Genomic DNA, 17,846 nt, shown 5'->3' with positions numbered 1-17,846 from the left:
CCGAGAATGACCGACGAGATGCTGCGTGCCCCCGCCGAGGTTAAGTACGCAGAAGAGCTCGACTGGCTGGAGTCGATCGACGACGGCCCCAAGCCGTTCTCCTGGCGGCTCAGCCCCCGCATGGTGCGGCTGTTCGTGCTCGGCTCCGAGCGCTCCGACGGCCTGGACCGCGAGATCCCGCAGAAGTGGTTCGGCGACCGCAGCTTCGTCGAGCGCAGCATCGTCACCCTGGCGTCTGACCGCGGCCTGCTGCTGATCGGCGACCCGGGCACGGGCAAGAGCTGGCTCGCCGAGCTGCTGTCCGCCGCCATCTCCCGCAACTCGACCCTGGTCGTCCAGGGCACCGCGGGCACCACCGAGGACCACATCAAGTACTCGTGGAACGTCTCGATGGTGATCGCCAAGGGGCAGTCGCGCGAGTCGATGATCCCCTCGCCGATCATGACGGCGATGGAGCGGGGTGTGATCGGCCGCTTCGAGGAGCTGACCCGCTCGACCAGCGACGTGCAGGACGCGCTGATCTCCATCCTGTCCGAGAAGTACGTCTCCATCCCCGAGCTCGACGACGACAACATCGTCTTCGCCCAGCCCGGCTTCTCCATCATCGCCACGGCCAACAGCCGCGACCGCGGCGTGAACGACCTGTCGTCGGCGCTCAAGCGGCGCTTCAACTTCGTCCGCATCCCCGTCGTGACGAACAAGAAGAGCGAGGCGGAGATCGTCCGCTTCCGCACCGTCGAGCTGCTGCGCCGCCACAGCATCGAGCTGGAGCTGCCGCCCACGCTGCTGGACATCCTGCTGCAGAGCTTCGCCGACCTGCGCGCAGCGGCCGCCTCGGCCAAGAGCGACGACGAGAAGCTCGAGTCGGCGCTGTCCACGGCCGAGCAGATCGGCGTGCTGGAGGACGCGATCCTGCACAGCAACTTCTTCGGCGACCGCACCCTGCGCGCCGAGACGCTCGCCGGTTCGCTGGTCGGCTCGCTGGCCCGCCGCACCCCCGAGGACCTGGCCATCCTCAACAAGTACTGGCACGGCGTGATCGAGCCGCGCAGCAAGAAGGACGGCGGCGAGTGGCAGGACTTCCTCGAAGGCGGCCGCCAGGCGATCGCCACGCTGTCATGACCCAGAGCCCGTTCGCCGCCCTGCGCGAGCAGTTGCACGTCGCCGCGGCGGCCTTCGCCGGCGCGCCCGGCGCGCTGTCCGGCATCCTGTCGGGCATGGTCGACGACGTCGATCGGGCGCTGGGCGAGCAGCTGGAGATCTTCCCGGTGTGCCACCACTCGCCCGGCTCGGCGCTGGCCATGGCGCGGAGGCTGCGCGACAAACGGCCCGAGGTCATCTACCTGGAGCTGTGCGAGGATCTGCAGCCGCTGCTCGACGAGCTGCGCAACTGCCGCCTGCCGGTGGCGCTGCAGGCGTACGCCAACGACCTGGACGGCTTCCCTCCAGGCTGGGGGCCGCTCAGCGTCGTCGCGCCCATCACCGAGGCGTCCGCCGAATACCAGGCCATCGCCTACGCGCTCGACACGCCGGGCGTCGAGCTGGTGCTGGTCGACCGCTCGGCCGACCACGTCTTCCAGTGGCTGCCGCAGGAGCGGCCCGACGACAAGCCCGCGCAGGACGCCGCCCTGCACGGCGACTCCGTGGGCGTCGAGATCGGCGACCTGCGCCCCCGCTTCGCCGAGCTCGAAGAGCACCTGCTGCACCACGGCAAGGTCCGGCACTGGTCGGAGTGGTGGGACCAGTACGTCGAGCAGCCACTGGCAGGCGCGGACTACGACACCTACCGCCAGGTCATGGTGCTGATCGGCAGCCTCTTCAGGCGCCTGAGCCCGGACGACACCGCTCGGCTGGCCCGCGACGAGGACCGCGAGCGTTACATGTGGACCCGGATGCGCGAGCATCTCGCCGCCTCCGGGGCCGACCCCGAGCGGTGCCTGTACGTGTGCGGCGCCTTCCACGCCGCCAGCCGGGTCGAACAGTTCGGCCTCGCGGCGGAGGTCAAGGAGTTCGACGTCACGCCGCGCACCGCCACCAAGTGGCTGTACGGGCTCATCCCCTCCAGCCACTCGGCCATCGAGGACCAGTTCGGACTGGCCTCCGGCTCGGTGTCCATCGCCGCCGCGACGTTCGCCAAGGCGGTGACGCGTGGCGGCGTCACGCCCTTCACACTCAAGGGGCAGAACGGCAAGCGCCCGGCACGAGCACGCAAGGCCGCGGCGCCCGCACCCCAGGGCCCGGTCGCCGACCGCCTGACCGGATTCCTCTCCAGGCCACCCGTCCTGGACGAGCTCGACGAGGCCGAGCTGCTCGGCTGGTGCGTGGACATCGTCAGGCTGGCCCGCCGCAACGGCTATCTGGCCAGCACCGCCGACGCCATCGCCGTGTTCGAGACCTCGATCCTGCTCGCCGGCATGCGCAACCGGGCTCGGCCCACGCCCTACGACTTCCAGGACGCCGCGGTCACCTGCATCGAGAAGGACGTGGTGCCGGGCCGCCGCGACGTGCGCCGCCTGTGCGAGATCCTCCTCGGCGGCGACCGGATCGGCGAGGTCGGCTATCAGGCGATGCCGCCGCTGGCCCAGGACGTCTACGACCGGCTCGCGCCGCTGGGCTTCGACCTGAAGAAGCGCGCCGTGCACCGGGCGCTGCTCGACTTCGGCGCCGATCCCGCCCTGGCGCCCTGCTCGCACCTGCTGTGGATCCTGCGCCACCTGCTTCCCGACGGCGCCGTACGGCCCATCATGGGGGCCCGGCGGCTGGGCGAGCGGTCCATCCAGGAGAGCTGGGACGTGGCCATCGGCCACCACCAGCGCGCGCTCATCGAGCTGGGCTACGAGGGCGTCACCGTCGAGCAGGTGCTGGAGCAGCGGCTGCGCCGCAGCGTGTGGGACCCCAAGGCCACCGCCGCCGTCGCGCTCGAAGCGGTCGAGGACTCCATCCTGTTCCTCGGCAGCCGCCGCTTCACCGAGGAGCTCGGCGCCCGCGCCGTCGAGCTGCTGGCCGCCGAGCGCACCGTGGACGACGCCCCCGAGGTGCTGCGCAGGATCCGCAGGCTGCTGGCGCACTACCGCGCCACCGAGCCCGCGCTGCCGGCCTGGTGCGAGGCTTTCGTGACCACCGGCTACGCCCACTACTGCACCCTGCTGCCGACCGCCTTCGTGGCCGAGGAGACCGGGGTGCGCCAGGTGGCCGCCATGCTCGGCTTCCTGTCGTCCATGGAGAGCCTCGCGCTGTCCCTGGGCTGTGACCGCGCCCAGCTGGAGCTCGCCGTGCGGCAGTCGCACCCCGAGACGCCCGGCAAGGTCGCCCTGCTGTGGGCCGCCCAGTTCCAGCTCGGCATGCTGCCGCTGGCCGAGCTGCGCACCCGGTGCGACGAGCTGCTGGCCAACCCGCTCGTCGTGCCGTCGTTCCCGCAGTACATCAGCGGCTTCGTCCAGGCACTGGAGCCCGCCCCGGCGCTGACGCCGTTCGTGGTCGAGGTCATCTCCAACGCCTTCGCACGGCTGCCCGACAACGTGCTGCTGCCGTGGCTGCCCCTGCTGATCACCACGCTGCGCGACGAGGCGCCCGAGCTGGTGCCCGTCCTCGTACGGGAGGCGGGGCGCACCTTCCCCGCCACCCTGGCCGCGGTGGACGCCTGGGTGCCGCCATGGGCCGCGGCACAGCCGGCACGGCTCGCGCCGCCGGTCTCCGCGCCCGTCCCGGACGGGCCGGTGGCCGGCCTGCTCGCGGCGCACCCGGCGGCGTGCGACGCGGTGGCCCGGCTGCTCGGCTGCGAAGGCGGCTGGCAGCCCCTCGCGCCCGCCGGAGCCGGTCCCGGCGAGGCGGGCGCGCTGCTCGCCCGGCATCCCGACACCGCGCACGCCGTCGCCGGGCTGCTGTGCGAGACTGTGGGCGGTGCGGCCCCGCACCAGACCTCCTGACCGCACGCCCACGCCGCTGCCGGGCCGGGCACGAGGTCGCCGTCGCGGGGATCGAGGGCGACACGGTCTACCTCGACGACCAGTTCGACCAGCCGTACGAGATGCCGCTGGAGCTGTTCATGGCCGCCTGGTCCGGGGTCAGGAAGGACCGGCACCACCTGGTCTCCATCACCGGCTCCGCCCACGCCGATCTCGGCCGGGCCGCCTCCGAGGCCGTGGCCGGCACGGTGGCCAAGCTCACCGGGCCGGTCCTGGGCAACAACTTCGACGTCAACTTCGGGCTGTCCGGCATGCGCAGGCTCGCCGCCCAACTCGCCGACACCACCACCAAGACGGGCTGGGCGCGGCGCTTCGCTGACCCGGAGGCGTTCTTCATCGGCATGACGCGGCTGCACGACTGCCTGGAGATCGAGTACGGCGCGCCCGGAGCCATGCGGCCGCTCTACGCGGGTTTCCTCGACGAGGCGGGTGGCAGGCAGGCCGCGGCGGAGGTCTACCGCGAGGCGGGCAGCGCCTGGAGCGCCGTGGCGCGGGCCGCGCTGCCCGCGCACGTGCCGCAGCTCGCGCGCTACCGGGAGCTCGTGAGCGAGCGGGAGGAGCTGAAGCTCACGGACAGGGCGGCAGGAGCGGTCCGCATCCAGCGGCTCGACGCCGAGGCGGCGAAGCTGCCCGGGGAGTACGGCGCGGCGGACCAGCTCGGCACGGACGGCAGGATGGCGCTGCTGGCCGAGCTGGGCGCCCTGGTCGAGCAGGCCGTCCGCCTGGAGGAGCGGGGCGTGGAGCTGCTGCGGCGCACCGCATGAGGTAGGGCTGGCCCTACCGCGAGAGGCCTGTGAGCGGGAGAGATGGGGAAGGCGCCGGCTCGTAGCGTTATCCGTATGACGACCCTCCGGCACCGCCTCGCCACCGACACCCGCTACCTCCTGCTGTCCTTCCCTCTCGCCGTCATCTCCTTCAGCCTGATCGTGGCCGGTGTCGCGGCCGGGCTGGGCAGCGCCGTCGCGTTCGTCGGCCTGCCCGTCCTGGCCGCGACCGCCGCCATGGCCCGAAACTTCGCCGACGTCGAGCGGGTCGCGCTGCCCGCAGTGCTCGGCACTCCCGTGGCCCGTCCCGACTACCGCGAGGCCCCGATCGGGGCCGGCTGGTTCCGGCGCGTGATGAACCCGCTGACCACCGGGCAGGCAGTGATGGACCTGCTCTACGGCATCATCGCCTTCCCGATCGCGGTGGCGGCCTTCGTCGTCACCGTCACCTGGTGGGCAGGCGCGATCGCCGGGCTGCTGTTCCCGCTCTACGGGTGGATGATCGCCGACATCCAGGACGTCCACGGCGGGCTGCCCAGCCTGCTCGGCCTCGGTGACGGCCCGACCGTGATCGTGGTCTTCAACACCGTCGTCGGCCTGCTGTTCGCGCTGACCCTGGTGCCGGTGCTGCGCGGCGCCGCCCTGATCAAGGCCAGTATCGCCCAGGCGATGCTCACCCGCCCCGTCTACGCGCAGCGCACGATGCCGGCGCACACCCCCGGCCTGGGCCTGTCCTGACCCCATATCGTGGAACTCCGAACCACTCGGAAAACCTCGAAAGGGTCGAACGTGCGCAGCTCATTCTTCGGCAACATGGACGCTCAGCAGCTCCCCGCCGGCTTCGCCCTGCAGAACCACAAGATGCTCAGGGTCCAGCTCCCCGAGGAGGTGCTGGCCAAGCAGGGCTCGATGGTGGCCTTCCAGGGGCAGATGGACTTCGACTACGAGGGCTCGGGCGGCATCGGCAAGCTGTTCAAGAAGGCCATGACGGGTGAGGGCGCGTCGCTGATGCGGGTACGCGGCCAGGGCCAGCTCTACCTCGCCGACAACGCCGACGACATCCACCTGTTCTATCTGGAGAACGAGGGGCTCACCGTCAACGGGCGCAACCTGCTGGCATTCCAGCCGCAGCTCTCCTGGGACATCCAGCGGGTGCAGGGCGCCGGCGTCGCGGCGGGCGGGCTGTTCAACACCACGCTCAACGGCACCGGCTGGGTGGCCATCACCACGCACGGCACGCCGGTGCTGCTCGACGCCGCCGCCATGCCCACCTACGCCGACGGCCAGTCGGCGGTCTGCTGGAGCACCGGGCTGCACGTCGGCGTCAACCGGACGATGAAGGCCGGCGCGCTGATCGGCAGGGGCAGCGGTGAGGCCATGCAGCTCGCGTTCAAGGGGCAGGGGTTCGTGCTGATCCAGGCGAGCGAGGGCGTGCCGGTGGTGCAGTCCTCCTGACATCCACGCCGCCCTGCGGCGGCCGGTCAATGGGTCTCCTGCCGTGGCAGGACGACCTCGTGCACGATGAGCTGGATGGCGGCGGCCACCGGGATGGCGAGCAGCGCTCCGACGACGCCGAGCAGCGCCCCGCCGACCAGCGCCGCGACGATGGTGGCGGCGGCGGGCACGTCGACCGAGGACTTCATCACCCGCGGCGCGATCAGGTAGTTCTCCACCTGCTGGTAGGCGATGAAGAACACCAGGCAGGCGATGCCCACCGGCACCGACACGAAGAAGCCGACGAGCGAGGCGACCGCGGCGCCGATGCCCGCGCCGATCAGGGGGATCAGGTCGGTGATGGCCACGATGATCGCCAGCGGCAGCGCGTACGGCACGCCCGCGATCGACAGGAACACGAACGACGTCACGCCCGCGATCAACGAGATGAACAGGTTGCCCGCCACGTACCCGCCGACCCGCTTGAGCACCTCGTCGCCCAGCAGCTGGACCCGCTCCCTGCGGCTTCTCGGCACCAGCCGGTAGCCGAGCCGGGTGATCGAGCGCAGCGACGCGAGGAAGTACAGGGTCAGGATCAGCACCGTCAGCGCCGAGAACAGGGCGCTGACCACCACCCCCGCCGCGCCCAGCAGCCCGCTGAAGACCTGGCTGCCCAGGTTGCCGCCGAGCAGGTACTCCTGCGCCCGCTCCAGCAGGCCGAAGCGCTGGTCGAGGTCCCGGACCTGCGGGTTGGCCTGCAACTCCTCGATGTAGGTGGGGAGTTGCTCGACGAACTGCGTCGTCTGCTGCGACAGGGCGGGCACGATGGCCACCCCGAACAGGCCGAAGAACGCGATCACTGCGGCGAACACGGCCGCGATCGCCGAGCCGCGCGACAGGCCGCGCTTCTCCAGCCACCGCACCGCCGGATTCAGTCCCACCGCGAGGAACAGCGACACCACGATCAGTATGAGGGCCGACGCCGTCACGGTCAGCGCCTGCACCAGCAGCCATGCGGACAGCACGCCCAGCGCCGCGGTGAAACCGAACACGAACGGGTTGCCGGAGACGGGCCTGCCCGGCCGGCCGAACCGCAGCCGTTCGTTCTGGGAGCGCCGGTCGCCGGTCTGGTGGCGGGGGAACCCCTCCACCCGTAACGTCCGTGCCGGCTCCCGGCCGTCGAGCGCGGTGGAGGCGCGCTCCTGGTGGTCGCGTCCGGCTGTGGCGGCGGTGTGACCCTCCTGGTCCGGTGTGGCCGGGGCGCGATCCCGGTCGTCGAGCCGGGTGGCCGAAGTGCTGCCGCCGGACGTTGCCGGCCGAGGGCGGCCGGCGGTCGGGAGAGGGGGATCGGCTTCTGTCACGGAGGGCTCCTTGGCGCGGGCCACCCCTCTTCCCCGCGCGGGCCCTTTCATGGCCGCGTACGGCGAGCTTTCGGCGCGAAGAACTCCGTCAGGACGGGCGCCAGGGTCTCGGGGGCCAGGGCGGGCACCGGCCGGTGGTGGGCGTCAGGCAGGACGCCGGCCAGATCCTCACCGTCCAGGACCAGCGCCGGCACCGCGACACAGGACCACCGCGCGACAGCGAAGCCCGAGTTCAGCCGGACAGGGCCGTCCGCCCGATCCCCCGTGACCAGGCTCGCGAGCGGCAGGTCCGGCGCGTCGGCGGCCGTCCGCAGCCCCGGTCCGCAGATCGCCAGCCTGGTGATGGCGGGCAGGTGGCGGGCCGCTTCGAGGGCCAGCACCGCGCCGGAGCCGAGCCCGGCCAGGCACACCGGACCGCCCGCCGCCGCGACGACGGCCTCCAGGTCCTCGACCTCCCGGGCCACCGCGTACGGCGCGGTGTCACCGCTGTCACCGGACCCCCTGCGGTCGTACCGGAACACGGTGAAGCCCGCCGCCATCAGGACCGCGAGCCGCTCGCCCACGCCGGGAGCGCCTCCCACCAGGACGACCACCGGCCCCTCACCACGTCGGCGGACCGCGATCGCGGTCCCGTCGCACGACCTGACCACGCTCACGGCGGGGTCCATGGCGGGGTTCACGGCGGGGGCTGGGGCGGGGTTCGTGGTGGGGGGCATGGCGGGCCTTCAGCGGGGCTCGATGTTGTGGTTGAGCCTGAACTGGTTGCCGGGGTCGTACGCCCTCTTGACGGCGGTCAGCCGTTCGTGGTCGGCGGCCGTGTAGGCGGTCCGCACCCTGGTGCTGTCGGACAGGAAGTTGAGGAACGTGCCGCCGATGCCGTGCCGGCCGAGCGCCTCGGCGAGGCCGGGCGGCCGCTGGTCGACGATGACGGAGAAGGGGACGCCCCGGTGGCCCACGGGGCCGGCGTCCGGTCCGGGAGCGGCCATCGCGCCGCCCCAGTGCCTGATCTCCACGGTGGCCTGCGCGCCGGTCTCCACCAGCGTGCCGATCACCTCGTCCGGCAGGGCGTCGAAGAAGTCCAGGTAACGGGCTGGCGTGCCGCCCATGGCCGCGTCGGCGTAGCGGATCGGCCGCAGCCCGTCCGCCAGCGCCGGCCCCGCAGCCTCCCACAGCGGCCGCAGCACCTGCCGCCCCTGCTCGGAAGGGCCGGCGTACATGGCCTTGATCCCGAGCACCCGCCTGCCTCGCATCGGCCCGTCGGGCATGCTCGTCAGCATCACGGCGGTGCTCACCTCGTCGGGCGCGGTCGCGGCCCAGTCGCGGTAGCGGGCCAGCGTCTCGCCCGCGACCTCGTACGGGAAGTAGGCGATACCGGCGTAGACCTGTGCCACCGGGTACAGCCTGAACTCCAGCGACGTGACCACGCCGAAGTTCCCGCCACCGCCACGCAGGGCCCAGAACAGGTCGCCGTGGCCACCGGGGGCGGCCGTCACGACCTGGCCATCGGCGGTCACCACTTCGGCGCTCAGCACACTGTCGGCGGCGAACCCGTACCTGCGCGACAGCCATCCCACCCCGCCGCCGAGCGTGTAGCCCGTGACGCCGACCTGCGGCGACGAGCCCGACAGCGGCGCCAGGTCGTAGCGCGCGGCCGCGGCCAGCACCTGGCCCCAGCGGGCGCCCGGCCCCACCCGCGCCACCCGCCTGACGGGGTCGATCTCGACGCCGTCCAGGGCCGACGTCCTGAGCAGGATGCCGCCGTCGGACGGCACGTGCGTGCCGTGGCCGGTGGCCTGCACGGCGAGCGGGATGCCCTGCTCGGCGGCGGCGATCACGGCGGTCCGCACGTCGTCGGTCCCCGCCGCCTCGGCCACCAGGACCGGCTGGGCGTCGACCGCCGGATTGAGCGACTTGCGCCCCTCTTCGTACCCCTCGTCACCCGGCACGTGCACGGCGCCGCGGAACCCCTCGACCCTTCGCGTCCTGCTCGCAAGCTGCTGGCTCATCGTCTGACCTCTCATTTCGGCTGAGTTCAGACTCCTGCGGCGGGGTGGTCGCGGGCATCCGTGGTCACCACGGATTCACCACGGAAAAGAGCACGCATGTCCCCGGGTCGGCGAAGATGTGACGGTGACGGTGTCAGGGGCGGGCGAGGTGTCGCGGCGGGAGGCGGAGGTCCTCGAAGCGCTCGGCGCGCGGCTCACCAACGCCCAGATCGCGAGCAGGTTGCACATCTCCATCCGCACGGTCGAGAGCCACGTCTCCTCGTTGCTGCGCAAGTTCGGCGTCGCCGACCGGCGGGAGCTGGCGGCGTTGGCGGAGAAGGATACGGCCCCTGACGGAGAGGTGACCGGCCTTCCGGCGGCGCGCACCACGTTCGTGGGCAGGACGGCCGAGCGGGAGGCGATCCTGGCCGCCTTCGAGTCCGCCCGGCTGGTGACGCTGGTGGGGCCGGGCGGCGTCGGCAAGACCCGGCTGGCGGTGGCGGCGGCCGAGGCCGCGGCGCCCTCCTACGCGCGCGGCGGGGCGTTCGTGGACCTTGTCCCGGTGCGTGACGGCTTCGTCCCGGGGGCGGTGGCGGCGGCGCTCGGAGTGTCCGAACGGCCGGGCCGGCCGCTGGAGGACGCCATCGCCGACCGGCTCGGCCGGGACCGCGTGCTGCTGGTCCTGGACAACTGCGAGCACCTACTCGACGCGGTGGCCGCGTTCGTGGACCGGTTGCTGTCGCGCTGCCCCGGCACCCGTGCTCTGGTGACCAGCCGCGAGCGGCTGGGCGTGCCGGGGGAGCGGGTGGTGCCCGTCGAGCCGCTGCCGTTGTCCTCCGACGCCGTGGCCCTCTTCCGTGACCGGGCGACCGCCGCCGACCCGGCCTTCGCCGTCGAGGCCGGGGACGTGGAGGAGATCTGCGCCCGGCTCGACGGGCTCCCGCTGGCCATCGAGCTCGCCGCCGCCCGCAGCGCCGCGCTCGGCCCCGGCGGCCTGCTGGCGGCGCTCGACGACAACCTGCGGCTGCTGGCGGGCGGGCGGGGAGCCGACCAGCGGCACCGCTCGCTGCGCTCGGTGCTCGGCTGGAGCCACGACCTGCTCGAAGAGGACGAGCGTACGTTGTTCCGCCGCCTGGCGGTCTTCACCGGAGGCTTCGACCTGGACGCCGTCATCGCGGTGACCTCGGGCGGCCGGGGCGAGGTCGCCGACGTCCTGGGCCGGCTGGCGGGCAAGAGCCTGGTGGCGCACCAGCGCGACGCGAGCCGCTGGCGCCTGCTGGAGACGGTCCGCGCGTTCGCCGCCGAACGCCTCGACGCCAGCGGTGAGCAGTCCGACCTGCGGGAACGCCACCTGGAGTGGGCCGCCGCGACGGCCGAGCACCTGGCTTCCCGCCTCGGCGCGACGAGGGGAAGCCGGCTGTCCCTGACCGGGAGGAGCGCGGAAGACGGGCCGGATGACGGAGGGCGCGACGCGTTCGACGCCGTGGCCGACGACCTGCGGGCCGCGCTCGCAGGAGCGACGGCCGGTCCGGCACCCGGTCCGGCACCCGGCGCCCCCGCGCACCGGCTGGCGCGGTCGCTGGCCGCGCTCGCCTACGCGCGCAGGTTTCTGAGCGAGGCGCTGGCACACTACCGGCAGGCTGCCCAGCTGGCGCCCGGCGCCGGCGAGGCGGCCCGTGACCTGGGCGCCGCCGCCGAGTGCGCGCTCGCGTTCGCCGATGCCGGGCAGGCGTTCGAGCTGCAGCTGGCCGCGGCGGAGCGGGCCGGAGCGGCGGGCGACGGCAACGGCCAGGCGATCGCGCTGGCCCGCGCCTCGGTGGTCGCCAAGCGTCACCCTGGCTTCGGCACCGGCATCAGCGTGCCCGGGGAGCGCCTGAACGCGCTCACCGAGCAGGCCGCCGCCGCGGGCGACCCGGGCGACGCGTACGTGGCGGCCCATGTGGCCGCGGCGGTCGCCTGGAACGCCAAGGAGCTCGCCACCTCCGACCCGGTCCTGGCCGAGCATGCCCTCGACGCCGCCCGCGAGACGGGCGACCCGGTGCTCATCAGCGCCGCCCTGGACTCGGTCATCTCCGCGGCGGCCCGCCGGGGCCACCCCCGCGAGGCCTTCCGCCTGGCCGGGGAGCGCCTCACCCTGCTGGACGCGATGGACCGCGACGACCCGCGCTCCGGCATCGAGATCGTCGACTCCCTGCACACGGCGGGGGTGTACGCGATCGCCGTCGGCGACCTGCCGGCGGCTCTGGACATCGCGGGCATGGCCATGCGCGACGACGTCACCGGCAGCCACCCCGCGCTCGCCAGGAGTCGGCTCGTCCCGCCGCTGGTGCTCACCGGCGCCTTCGACGAGGCGCTGACCAGGGCGGCCGAGATGTGGGACAGCCAGACGCGGATGGACAGCCCGCCGGGCAGGTGGATGGTGCCCGCGCTGTGCTCGGTCGCGCTCGCCCACGGTCTGCTCGGCGAGGAGGAGGCGTACCGCTCCTGGCGCGCGCGGGCGCTGGCGGTCGGCGAGGTGACCGAGCGGTCGCGCTACATGTCCCTGGTCGCGTTCGTCGACGCCCGCGTCGCCGTCCACGCCGGCTGGTCCGCCGGTGACGTGGCCGGCCTGGTGGAGCGGGCCGCGGCCGGGTTCGTGCCCGGCCTGTTCGACGGGTACGCCACCGCGGCGTGCGCGGAGCTGGCCGTGGCCGTCGGGCTGCCCGACGCCGGGCGGCGGCTGGCCGCGGCGTCCCGGTCCGGGCAGGAGAACGACTGGGCCGCGGCCTGCCTCTCCCGTGCCGAGGGCAGGCTGCGCGGGGACACCGCCGCGCTGGAGGCCGCGCTCGACGGGTGGGAGCGTATCGGCGCCCGGTTCGAACGCGCCTGCACCCTCCTCCTCCTGCCCGGCCGTGCCGACGAGGGACGTGCCGAGCTCGCCGGATATTTGACTGAGCGTTCTGGATAGCGCTAGCGTCGCGGCATGGCGAGAACCAAGGAGTTCGATCCCGACGCCGCACTCCAGCAGGCGCTGGAGCTGTTCTGGGAGCGCGGCTACGAGGCGACCTCGATGGCGGACCTCGTGGCGCGGCTGGGTGTCGCCAGGGCCAGCCTCTACGCCACGTTCGGCGGCAAGCACGAGCTCTACCTCAAGGCTCTGGAGCGCTATCTGGAGACCACGGATCCCAACATCGTGGAGGTCCTGTCGCAGCCCGGCCCGGTCCTGCCGGTCGTGCGGGCGCTGGTGCGGTCGTACGCCGAGCAGTCCGCGCACGACGACCGCCGGGGCTGCATGGTGGTGAACGCGGCAGTGGAGCTGGCGCCGCGCGACCCGGAGGCGGCCCGGTTCGTCGAGTCGAGCTGGAGTCACCTGGAGGCGGCGCTGACCTCCGCACTCATCCGGGCGCGCGCCCAGGGGGAACTGGCCGGCTCCAAGGATCCGCAGGCGATCGCGCGGCTGCTGCTGGTGCTCCTGCAGGGCATGCGCGTGCTCGGCCGGGCGTCGGGAGGCGGCGCCCGCCTGCGTGACGCCGCCGAGCAGGCGCTCACCCTGCTCGACTGACCCGCCCCCGCGAAGGCGGGTCTCATTGTGCTCGAATTCAAGACCGATCGTTCTTAATAGAAGGGCTCATCATGACCACCCGATTCAGCGGCAAGGTCGTCCTCATCACCGGCGGCGCCGGAGCCATCGCCCGCACCACGGCCCAGGCGTTCGCCGCCGAGGGGGCCACCGTCGTCCTCGCCGGCCGGGACCCGGCACGGCTCGCCGACGCCGCCAAGCACATCCAGGCCGAGGGCGGCCGCGCCGACTGGGTCACCGCCGACGTGACCAGCCCCGAGGACAGCGCACGCATGGTCGACACCACCGTCCAGCGCCACGGCGGCCTGCACGCCGCCTTCAACAACGCCGGCATCCTCGGCGACTTCGCTCCTCTGGCAGACCTCGACCCCGCCTCCTGGTCGGCGGTGCTGGACGTCAACCTCACGGGGGTGTTCCTGTCCATGAAGTACGAGATCGCGCACATGAAGGAGCACGGCGGCGGCGCCATCGTCAACATGGCCTCCAACATCGGCGCGCATCGCCGCCTCGCGGGCCTGGGCGCCTACGCCACCTCCAAGGCGGCCGTCAGCGCCCTGAGCAAGGCCGCCGCCCGGGAGTACGCCGCCCACGGCATCCGCGTCAACGCGATCAGCCCCGGCGCCAGCGACACCGCCATGACCTACAGGCCCGGCGAGACCACTGCGGACCGCGACGCCCGGATCGCGCCGGAGATCCCCCTCGGCCGCGTCGGCGACCCGGCGGAGATCGCCGCCGCGGTGCTCTGGCTGGCCTGCGCCGAGTCGGCCTTCGTCGCCGGCCACGACCTGGTGATCGACGGCGGTGCCACCGCCTGACCGCCCTCCATGAGCGCGGGACCGGACCGCAGGGCCGTCAGAGGAAGAACAGACGGACGGCCGCGTCCCGCGCCACCAGGATGCCGACGATGGCCACCGCCCAGCTGACCGCCGACGCCGAGTGCTTGGCCATCCAGGCTCGCAGCCGTTCCAGCTTCGGCTCCAGCCAGCCGCGGGCCACTGCGCGCAGGGCCAGCAGGAGCAGCGGCGGCATCACCATGACCAGCACGTACGCCGCGAGCAGCGGCACCCACTGACCGGCGGGCAGCTCCGAGGTCGTCATCATGCCGATCGCCGCGAGATACGGCACCATGGTGGCGACCTCGAGCAGCCCGGCGGTCAGCCCGAGCAGCACCATCGCCCGAGGCCCGCCGGTGCGCGGCTCGAAGCGCCGCTCGGGCTTGCCGAGCCGCCTGCGCCTCTTCGGGTCGAGCCGGTAGCTCAGCGCGAACAGCCCCACCCCCAGCACGAGCTGTACCCAGTACGCCGCCCTGCTCTGCAGGACGTCCCCGAAGTTCTCCACAAGTGTGGACAACCCCAGCATGAGCGCGACGCCCACGAGGAAGTAGAAGACGGCCACGGTCCCCAGATAGATCAGCAGTCGCGACACCTGCGACCGCTCGGAGGCGAGCAGCAGGTAGACGGGGATGCCGAGGGTACCGAAGCTGGTGCTGTCGACGATCGCCAGAGCGGCGAGCGTGAGGAGCAGGGCGGTCGTCATGAGCCGATGATGCTGGCGGCCGGTGCTGGGGCACATCCTTCCGCAGACCGAAGCGACGTACATCCTTGTGTCGACCCGGCCGCAACTCGCACCGTACGGGCAACCTGACCGGCGCGCTCTCGCCCGCTGTGGAGGCCGTGGTGCTGCGAACCTTCGCGTTCGGCAGCAGCCTGCTGACCGGGGTGGCGGTCGGGGTGGCGGTGGGGGCGGTCGGGTGGCTGCTGTCGCGCCTCGTACCCGGCCTGCGATCCCCTAATAGCCGGTGAGATCCCGCTTTACGACTGTACGATCATGTTCGTCGCCTTGATGGATTTATAAAGGAGCGAACCTTGGCCGAGAACGAGCAGGAGCGCGCGCCACAAGGGATAGACGTCACCAAGCCGAGCGTGTCGCGGGTCTACGACTTCATCCTCGGCGGCAAGGACAATTTCGAGATCGACCGCAAGATCGCCCAGATGGCGCTGACGGTCGCCCCCGACGCCCCGGAGGCGGCCAGGGCCAACCGGGAGTTCCTGCGGCGGTCGGTCCGCTACCTGACCCGGGACGCCGGCATCCGGCAGTTCCTCGACATCGGGTCCGGCCTGCCGACCCAGGGCAACGTGCACGAGATCGCCCAGGCGATCGCCCCCGGCACACCGGTCGTCTACGTCGACCACGACCCGATCGTGCTCGTCCACGGCCGGGCGATGCTCGCCGTGAACGCCACCACGACGGTCGTCGAGGCCGACATCAGGGAGCCGGAGAAGATCATCGGTAACCCGGAGGTCGGGCGGCTCATCGACTTCAGCCGGCCGGTCGGGCTGCTGCTGTTCGCAATCCTGCACCACTTGGCGGACGAGGACGATCCGGCCGGCCTCGTCCGGACACTGATGGAGAACCTGGCGCCGGGCAGCCATGTGGCCATCTCCCACTTCCACAACCCGGGCCAGGCCCATCCCGAGGTGTCCGAGCAGGCGTTCGCCGCCGAGAAGATCTTCAACGAGACTCTCGGCACCGGCCGGTGGCGCACCCGGGAGGAGATCCTTTCCTACTTCGACGGGCTCGAACTGCTGGAGCCCGGTCTGGTGCCGCTGCCCGAGTGGCGCCCGGAGCCGGACGACAGCGCCGTGCCCGGCATCACGTACCACACCTTCGTCGGGGGCGTCGCGCGCAAGCCGTGAGCGCGGCTGCCGGAGCAGCCGCGCTCGTGCGGTTCCTCAGCGGACGGAAGTGCGCCGCCTGGGGAGCAGGAACCCGAGTGCCACCATGCCGATGCCGAGCAGCAGGTGCAGCCAGTTGTCGGCGCCGTTGACGGGCACGAAGTTGGCCGCGCTGTCGTGGTCGACCAGCATGCCGTAGACCCACAGCAGCAGGTAGACGACCCCGCCGCCGATGAGGAAGTTGCGGGCGCCTGACCGGCTCCTGGCCATCAGGATTCCGGCGACGCCGAACAGCAGGTGCACGATGTTGTGCAGGATCGACACCTGGAACACCCCCAGCAGGAGCGCGTCCGACTGGTGGCTGGCGAACTGGAGATCGTCGTAGTTCGTGGTGACGCCGGGCACGAAGCCCAGCACTCCGACGAGCAGGAACACCGCTCCGACGACGAGAGCGGCGAGCTGCACGGGGGTGCGGGTCGCCGGCGTGCGCGAGGTGTTCATATGAACTCCTTCTGAGAGCCGGATTCGGGCGACGGCCGACTACCCCTTGGGATCGCGCTCAGTCTTGCTTGCCCATGGCTTTGCGGATCACGTCGCCGGCCCGGTCCATCATCGCGACGGGCGTGCCCATGAGCAGGTTCCTGGTCGCCGATTCGGTGCCGGGGTGCGGATGCGTGGGGGCCAGGGCCGCGGCGGCCTTGACCCCCGCCGCCAGGGCGCGGCGCTCGGCGACGCTGGTGCGCGCGCGGAGCTGGGCGAACTCGTAGCGCTCCTCGTTGCGGGCGTGCGCCTCGACGACGCCGCGGAGCACGAGCAGGTTCGGCATGAAGTCGGGCGCGTCCGGCCCGGCCTGGTCCATCCGCTGCAGGAGCCGCTTGGCCTGGTTCTCCTCGGTGAGGCGGTCGTCGACGATCTCGTCGCCACCGTCGATCTTGGCGCGCGCGTAGGGGTGGACGATCTCCTCCTCGGCCGTCTCGTGCACGGCCAGCAGACGCACCAGGCGGGTGAAGGCCTCGCCCCGCCGGCCCGCGGGCGCCTGCTCGACCTCGTCGAACAGGTCCCTGATCATCCCGTGCTGCGCCTGGAGCAGCTCGATGACGTCGGTCTCGGCCATCATCTCGGGGGCCGTCCTCTGGTCGTTCATGATCGGTCTCCTCTCGGATACCGCCGGTGCCTACCCCCGGGATCGCTGGTCACGCGCGGCCTTGCCAAGTCGGGGAGATTGTCGATCGAGCCCACGGGTAGGCCCGCTGGCGGATCCCGGAGCAGCTCGAAGGAGAGCGCGCACATGACTTTCAGTCCACCGCAGGAGCGGGGCGACCCGCTCGACGAGCAGCCGCCCCGCGCGGAGCCCGCGCCGTGACCGCCACCGAACGCATCACGGTGCGTCCGCGCACCGTGCCCGCCGGGCGGGCGCGCGTCGAGGAGGCCGCCCGCCTGCTGGCCGGGCTCGCCGGGCGGCTGCGCCACGGCCGGGCCCTGCACCCTCGCGGTCTCGTGGTGGCGGCCACACTCCAGGTCAGGGGAGGCTCCCGCAGGCCGCTCGGCCTGCCGGTGCTCGACGAGCCCGGCGAGCACGAGGTGATCGCCAGGCTGTCCAAGGGCGGCTCGCTGCCCGGCAGCCTGCCCGACGTGCTGGGGCTGGCGGTGCGCCTCCCCGGTCCTGTCGACCTGCTGCTGTCCACCTGTGGTCCGCTGCCGTGGATGCTCCTGCCCAGGACCGGCTTCACCGCGGGCCCGTACTCCAGCCTGGCCCGCTACGACAGCGGTACGGGCTCCGTCCGGCTGATCGCCTGGCCCGAGGGCATGAGGGTGCCGGCGGACCCGCGGCTGCTGCCGCAGGCGCTCGCCCGGGAGCCGCTGCTGTTCCACCTGCGCGCCGCGCCGAAGGGCGGGCCCGTGACGGCGGTGGCGACGCTGCGCGTCCACACGGCGCTGCCGGACGAGGACGTGGCCTTCGACCCGGTGCTCAACAGCCATCCCGCGCTGCGTCAGAAACCCTGGCTGGCCAGGCTGCGCCGGGGCGCCTACCTCGGCTCCCGTCAGGTGCGCGGCGCGAAGGTCGAGCGTGGCCCGGCGTCGTAGCGGCGACCACGCGGCCCC

General features: G+C 72.7%; 17 protein-coding genes. 11 read left to right on the top strand and 6 right to left on the bottom strand.

Going from position 1 to position 17,846, the window contains the following annotated elements; genetic code table 11:
• Positions 1-6: 6 nt before the first annotated feature.
• The 5 genes from V5E28_RS14335 to V5E28_RS14315 all read left to right on the top strand — a co-directional run bounded on the left by V5E28_RS14335 (position 7) and on the right by V5E28_RS14315 (position 6,184).
• Positions 7-1,122, top strand: a complete 1,116-nt coding sequence (locus V5E28_RS14335; protein ID WP_336207343.1) for an ATP-binding protein — start codon at positions 7-9, stop codon at positions 1,120-1,122.
• Positions 1,119-3,926, top strand: a complete 2,808-nt coding sequence (locus tag V5E28_RS14330; RefSeq protein WP_336207342.1) for a DUF5682 family protein — start codon at positions 1,119-1,121, stop codon at positions 3,924-3,926. The genes V5E28_RS14335 and V5E28_RS14330 overlap by 4 nt, the downstream gene beginning before the upstream one ends.
• Positions 3,884-4,729, top strand: a complete 846-nt coding sequence (locus V5E28_RS14325; RefSeq protein WP_336207341.1) for a DUF4872 domain-containing protein — start codon at positions 3,884-3,886, stop codon at positions 4,727-4,729. Before V5E28_RS14330 ends, V5E28_RS14325 begins: the two co-directional genes overlap by 43 nt.
• Positions 4,730-4,804: 75 nt before the next feature.
• Positions 4,805-5,467: a sensor domain-containing protein gene (locus V5E28_RS14320; protein WP_336207340.1), complete on the top strand. Its 663-nt coding sequence runs from the start codon at positions 4,805-4,807 to the stop codon at positions 5,465-5,467.
• A gap of 51 nt (positions 5,468-5,518) precedes the next feature.
• Positions 5,519-6,184 carry an AIM24 family protein gene (locus V5E28_RS14315; RefSeq protein ID WP_336207339.1) on the top strand — a complete coding sequence of 222 codons (666 nt, stop codon included), beginning with the start codon at positions 5,519-5,521 and terminating at the stop codon, positions 6,182-6,184.
• 26 nt (positions 6,185-6,210) lie between these two features.
• On the opposite strand, the gene V5E28_RS14310 is transcribed toward V5E28_RS14315, so the two are convergent.
• Genes V5E28_RS14310 through V5E28_RS14300 form a run of 3 tightly spaced genes read right to left on the bottom strand, consistent with a single transcriptional unit; the run spans position 6,211 to position 9,530 of the window.
• On the bottom strand, positions 6,211-7,524 hold the full coding sequence (locus tag V5E28_RS14310) for an AI-2E family transporter (protein WP_336207338.1): 1,314 nt from the start codon (positions 7,522-7,524) through the stop codon (positions 6,211-6,213).
• A gap of 47 nt (positions 7,525-7,571) precedes the next feature.
• Positions 7,572-8,240, bottom strand: a complete 669-nt coding sequence (locus V5E28_RS14305) for an alpha/beta fold hydrolase (protein WP_336207337.1) — start codon at positions 8,238-8,240, stop codon at positions 7,572-7,574.
• 9 nt (positions 8,241-8,249) lie between these two features.
• The gene (locus tag V5E28_RS14300) at positions 8,250-9,530 is read right to left on the bottom strand and encodes an FAD-binding oxidoreductase (protein ID WP_336207336.1); all 1,281 of its coding nucleotides are present in this window, start codon (positions 9,528-9,530) and stop codon (positions 8,250-8,252) included.
• 124 nt (positions 9,531-9,654) lie between these two features.
• On the opposite strand from V5E28_RS14300, the gene V5E28_RS14295 reads away from it, so the two are divergent.
• From V5E28_RS14295 to V5E28_RS14285, 3 genes are all read left to right on the top strand, one after another.
• Positions 9,655-12,456 (top strand): ATP-binding protein, encoded by a 2,802-nt coding sequence (locus V5E28_RS14295; protein ID WP_336207335.1) that lies wholly within the window; start codon positions 9,655-9,657, stop codon positions 12,454-12,456.
• 15 nt (positions 12,457-12,471) lie between these two features.
• Positions 12,472-13,050 carry a TetR/AcrR family transcriptional regulator gene (locus V5E28_RS14290; protein WP_336207334.1) on the top strand — a complete coding sequence of 193 codons (579 nt, stop codon included), beginning with the start codon at positions 12,472-12,474 and terminating at the stop codon, positions 13,048-13,050.
• A gap of 71 nt (positions 13,051-13,121) precedes the next feature.
• Positions 13,122-13,883 (top strand): SDR family NAD(P)-dependent oxidoreductase, encoded by a 762-nt coding sequence (locus tag V5E28_RS14285; RefSeq protein ID WP_336207333.1) that lies wholly within the window; start codon positions 13,122-13,124, stop codon positions 13,881-13,883.
• 37 nt (positions 13,884-13,920) lie between these two features.
• Here the strand turns inward: V5E28_RS14285 and V5E28_RS14280 are convergent, their stop codons facing one another.
• Positions 13,921-14,604, bottom strand: coding sequence for a GAP family protein (locus tag V5E28_RS14280; RefSeq protein ID WP_336207332.1), 684 nt, complete (start codon positions 14,602-14,604; stop codon positions 13,921-13,923).
• Between the two features lie 140 nt (positions 14,605-14,744).
• Here V5E28_RS14280 and V5E28_RS14275 point away from each other — a divergent pair, with 140 nt between their 5' ends.
• On the top strand, positions 14,745-14,870 hold the full coding sequence (locus V5E28_RS14275; protein WP_336207331.1) for a hypothetical protein: 126 nt from the start codon (positions 14,745-14,747) through the stop codon (positions 14,868-14,870).
• A gap of 63 nt (positions 14,871-14,933) precedes the next feature.
• Positions 14,934-15,764, top strand: coding sequence for an SAM-dependent methyltransferase (locus tag V5E28_RS14270; protein ID WP_336207330.1), 831 nt, complete (start codon positions 14,934-14,936; stop codon positions 15,762-15,764).
• A gap of 36 nt (positions 15,765-15,800) precedes the next feature.
• On the opposite strand, the gene V5E28_RS14265 is transcribed toward V5E28_RS14270, so the two are convergent.
• The gene (locus V5E28_RS14265) at positions 15,801-16,244 is read right to left on the bottom strand and encodes a DUF4383 domain-containing protein (protein ID WP_336207328.1); all 444 of its coding nucleotides are present in this window, start codon (positions 16,242-16,244) and stop codon (positions 15,801-15,803) included.
• A 58-nt stretch (positions 16,245-16,302) separates the two neighbouring features.
• A complete protein-coding gene (locus V5E28_RS14260) occupies positions 16,303-16,887 on the bottom strand; it encodes a hemerythrin domain-containing protein (RefSeq protein WP_336207327.1) in 585 nt (194 codons plus the stop codon).
• 215 nt (positions 16,888-17,102) lie between these two features.
• Between V5E28_RS14260 and V5E28_RS14255 the strand changes: the two genes are divergently transcribed.
• Entirely contained in the window at positions 17,103-17,828 is a 726-nt protein-coding gene (locus tag V5E28_RS14255) for a hypothetical protein (RefSeq protein WP_336207326.1), read from the top strand.
• Positions 17,829-17,846: the final 18 nt, after the last annotated feature.

The sequence above is a fragment of the Nonomuraea sp. LPB2021202275-12-8 genome, from assembly GCF_037044575.1.
Classification (GTDB): Bacteria; Actinomycetota; Actinomycetes; order Streptosporangiales; family Streptosporangiaceae; genus Nonomuraea.
This window is presented reverse-complemented; position numbering and strand designations above follow the sequence as displayed.

What these genes read in the sequence shown, in the direction of transcription:
- V5E28_RS14335 (WP_336207343.1), top strand. Translation starts at nt 7, where the DNA reads ATGACCGACGAGATGCTGCGTGCCCCCGCCGAGGTTAAGTACGCAGAA.
- V5E28_RS14330 (WP_336207342.1), top strand. Translation starts at nt 1,119, where the DNA reads ATGACCCAGAGCCCGTTCGCCGCCCTGCGCGAGCAGTTGCACGTCGCC.
- V5E28_RS14320 (WP_336207340.1), top strand. Translation starts at nt 4,805, where the DNA reads ATGACGACCCTCCGGCACCGCCTCGCCACCGACACCCGCTACCTCCTG.
- V5E28_RS14305 (WP_336207337.1), bottom strand. Translation starts at nt 8,240, where the DNA reads ATGCCCCCCACCACGAACCCCGCCCCAGCCCCCGCCGTGAACCCCGCC.
- V5E28_RS14300 (WP_336207336.1), bottom strand. Translation starts at nt 9,530, where the DNA reads ATGAGCCAGCAGCTTGCGAGCAGGACGCGAAGGGTCGAGGGGTTCCGC.
- V5E28_RS14290 (WP_336207334.1), top strand. Translation starts at nt 12,472, where the DNA reads ATGGCGAGAACCAAGGAGTTCGATCCCGACGCCGCACTCCAGCAGGCG.
- V5E28_RS14285 (WP_336207333.1), top strand. Translation starts at nt 13,122, where the DNA reads ATGACCACCCGATTCAGCGGCAAGGTCGTCCTCATCACCGGCGGCGCC.
- V5E28_RS14280 (WP_336207332.1), bottom strand. Translation starts at nt 14,604, where the DNA reads ATGACGACCGCCCTGCTCCTCACGCTCGCCGCTCTGGCGATCGTCGAC.
- V5E28_RS14265 (WP_336207328.1), bottom strand. Translation starts at nt 16,244, where the DNA reads ATGAACACCTCGCGCACGCCGGCGACCCGCACCCCCGTGCAGCTCGCC.
- V5E28_RS14260 (WP_336207327.1), bottom strand. Translation starts at nt 16,887, where the DNA reads ATGAACGACCAGAGGACGGCCCCCGAGATGATGGCCGAGACCGACGTC.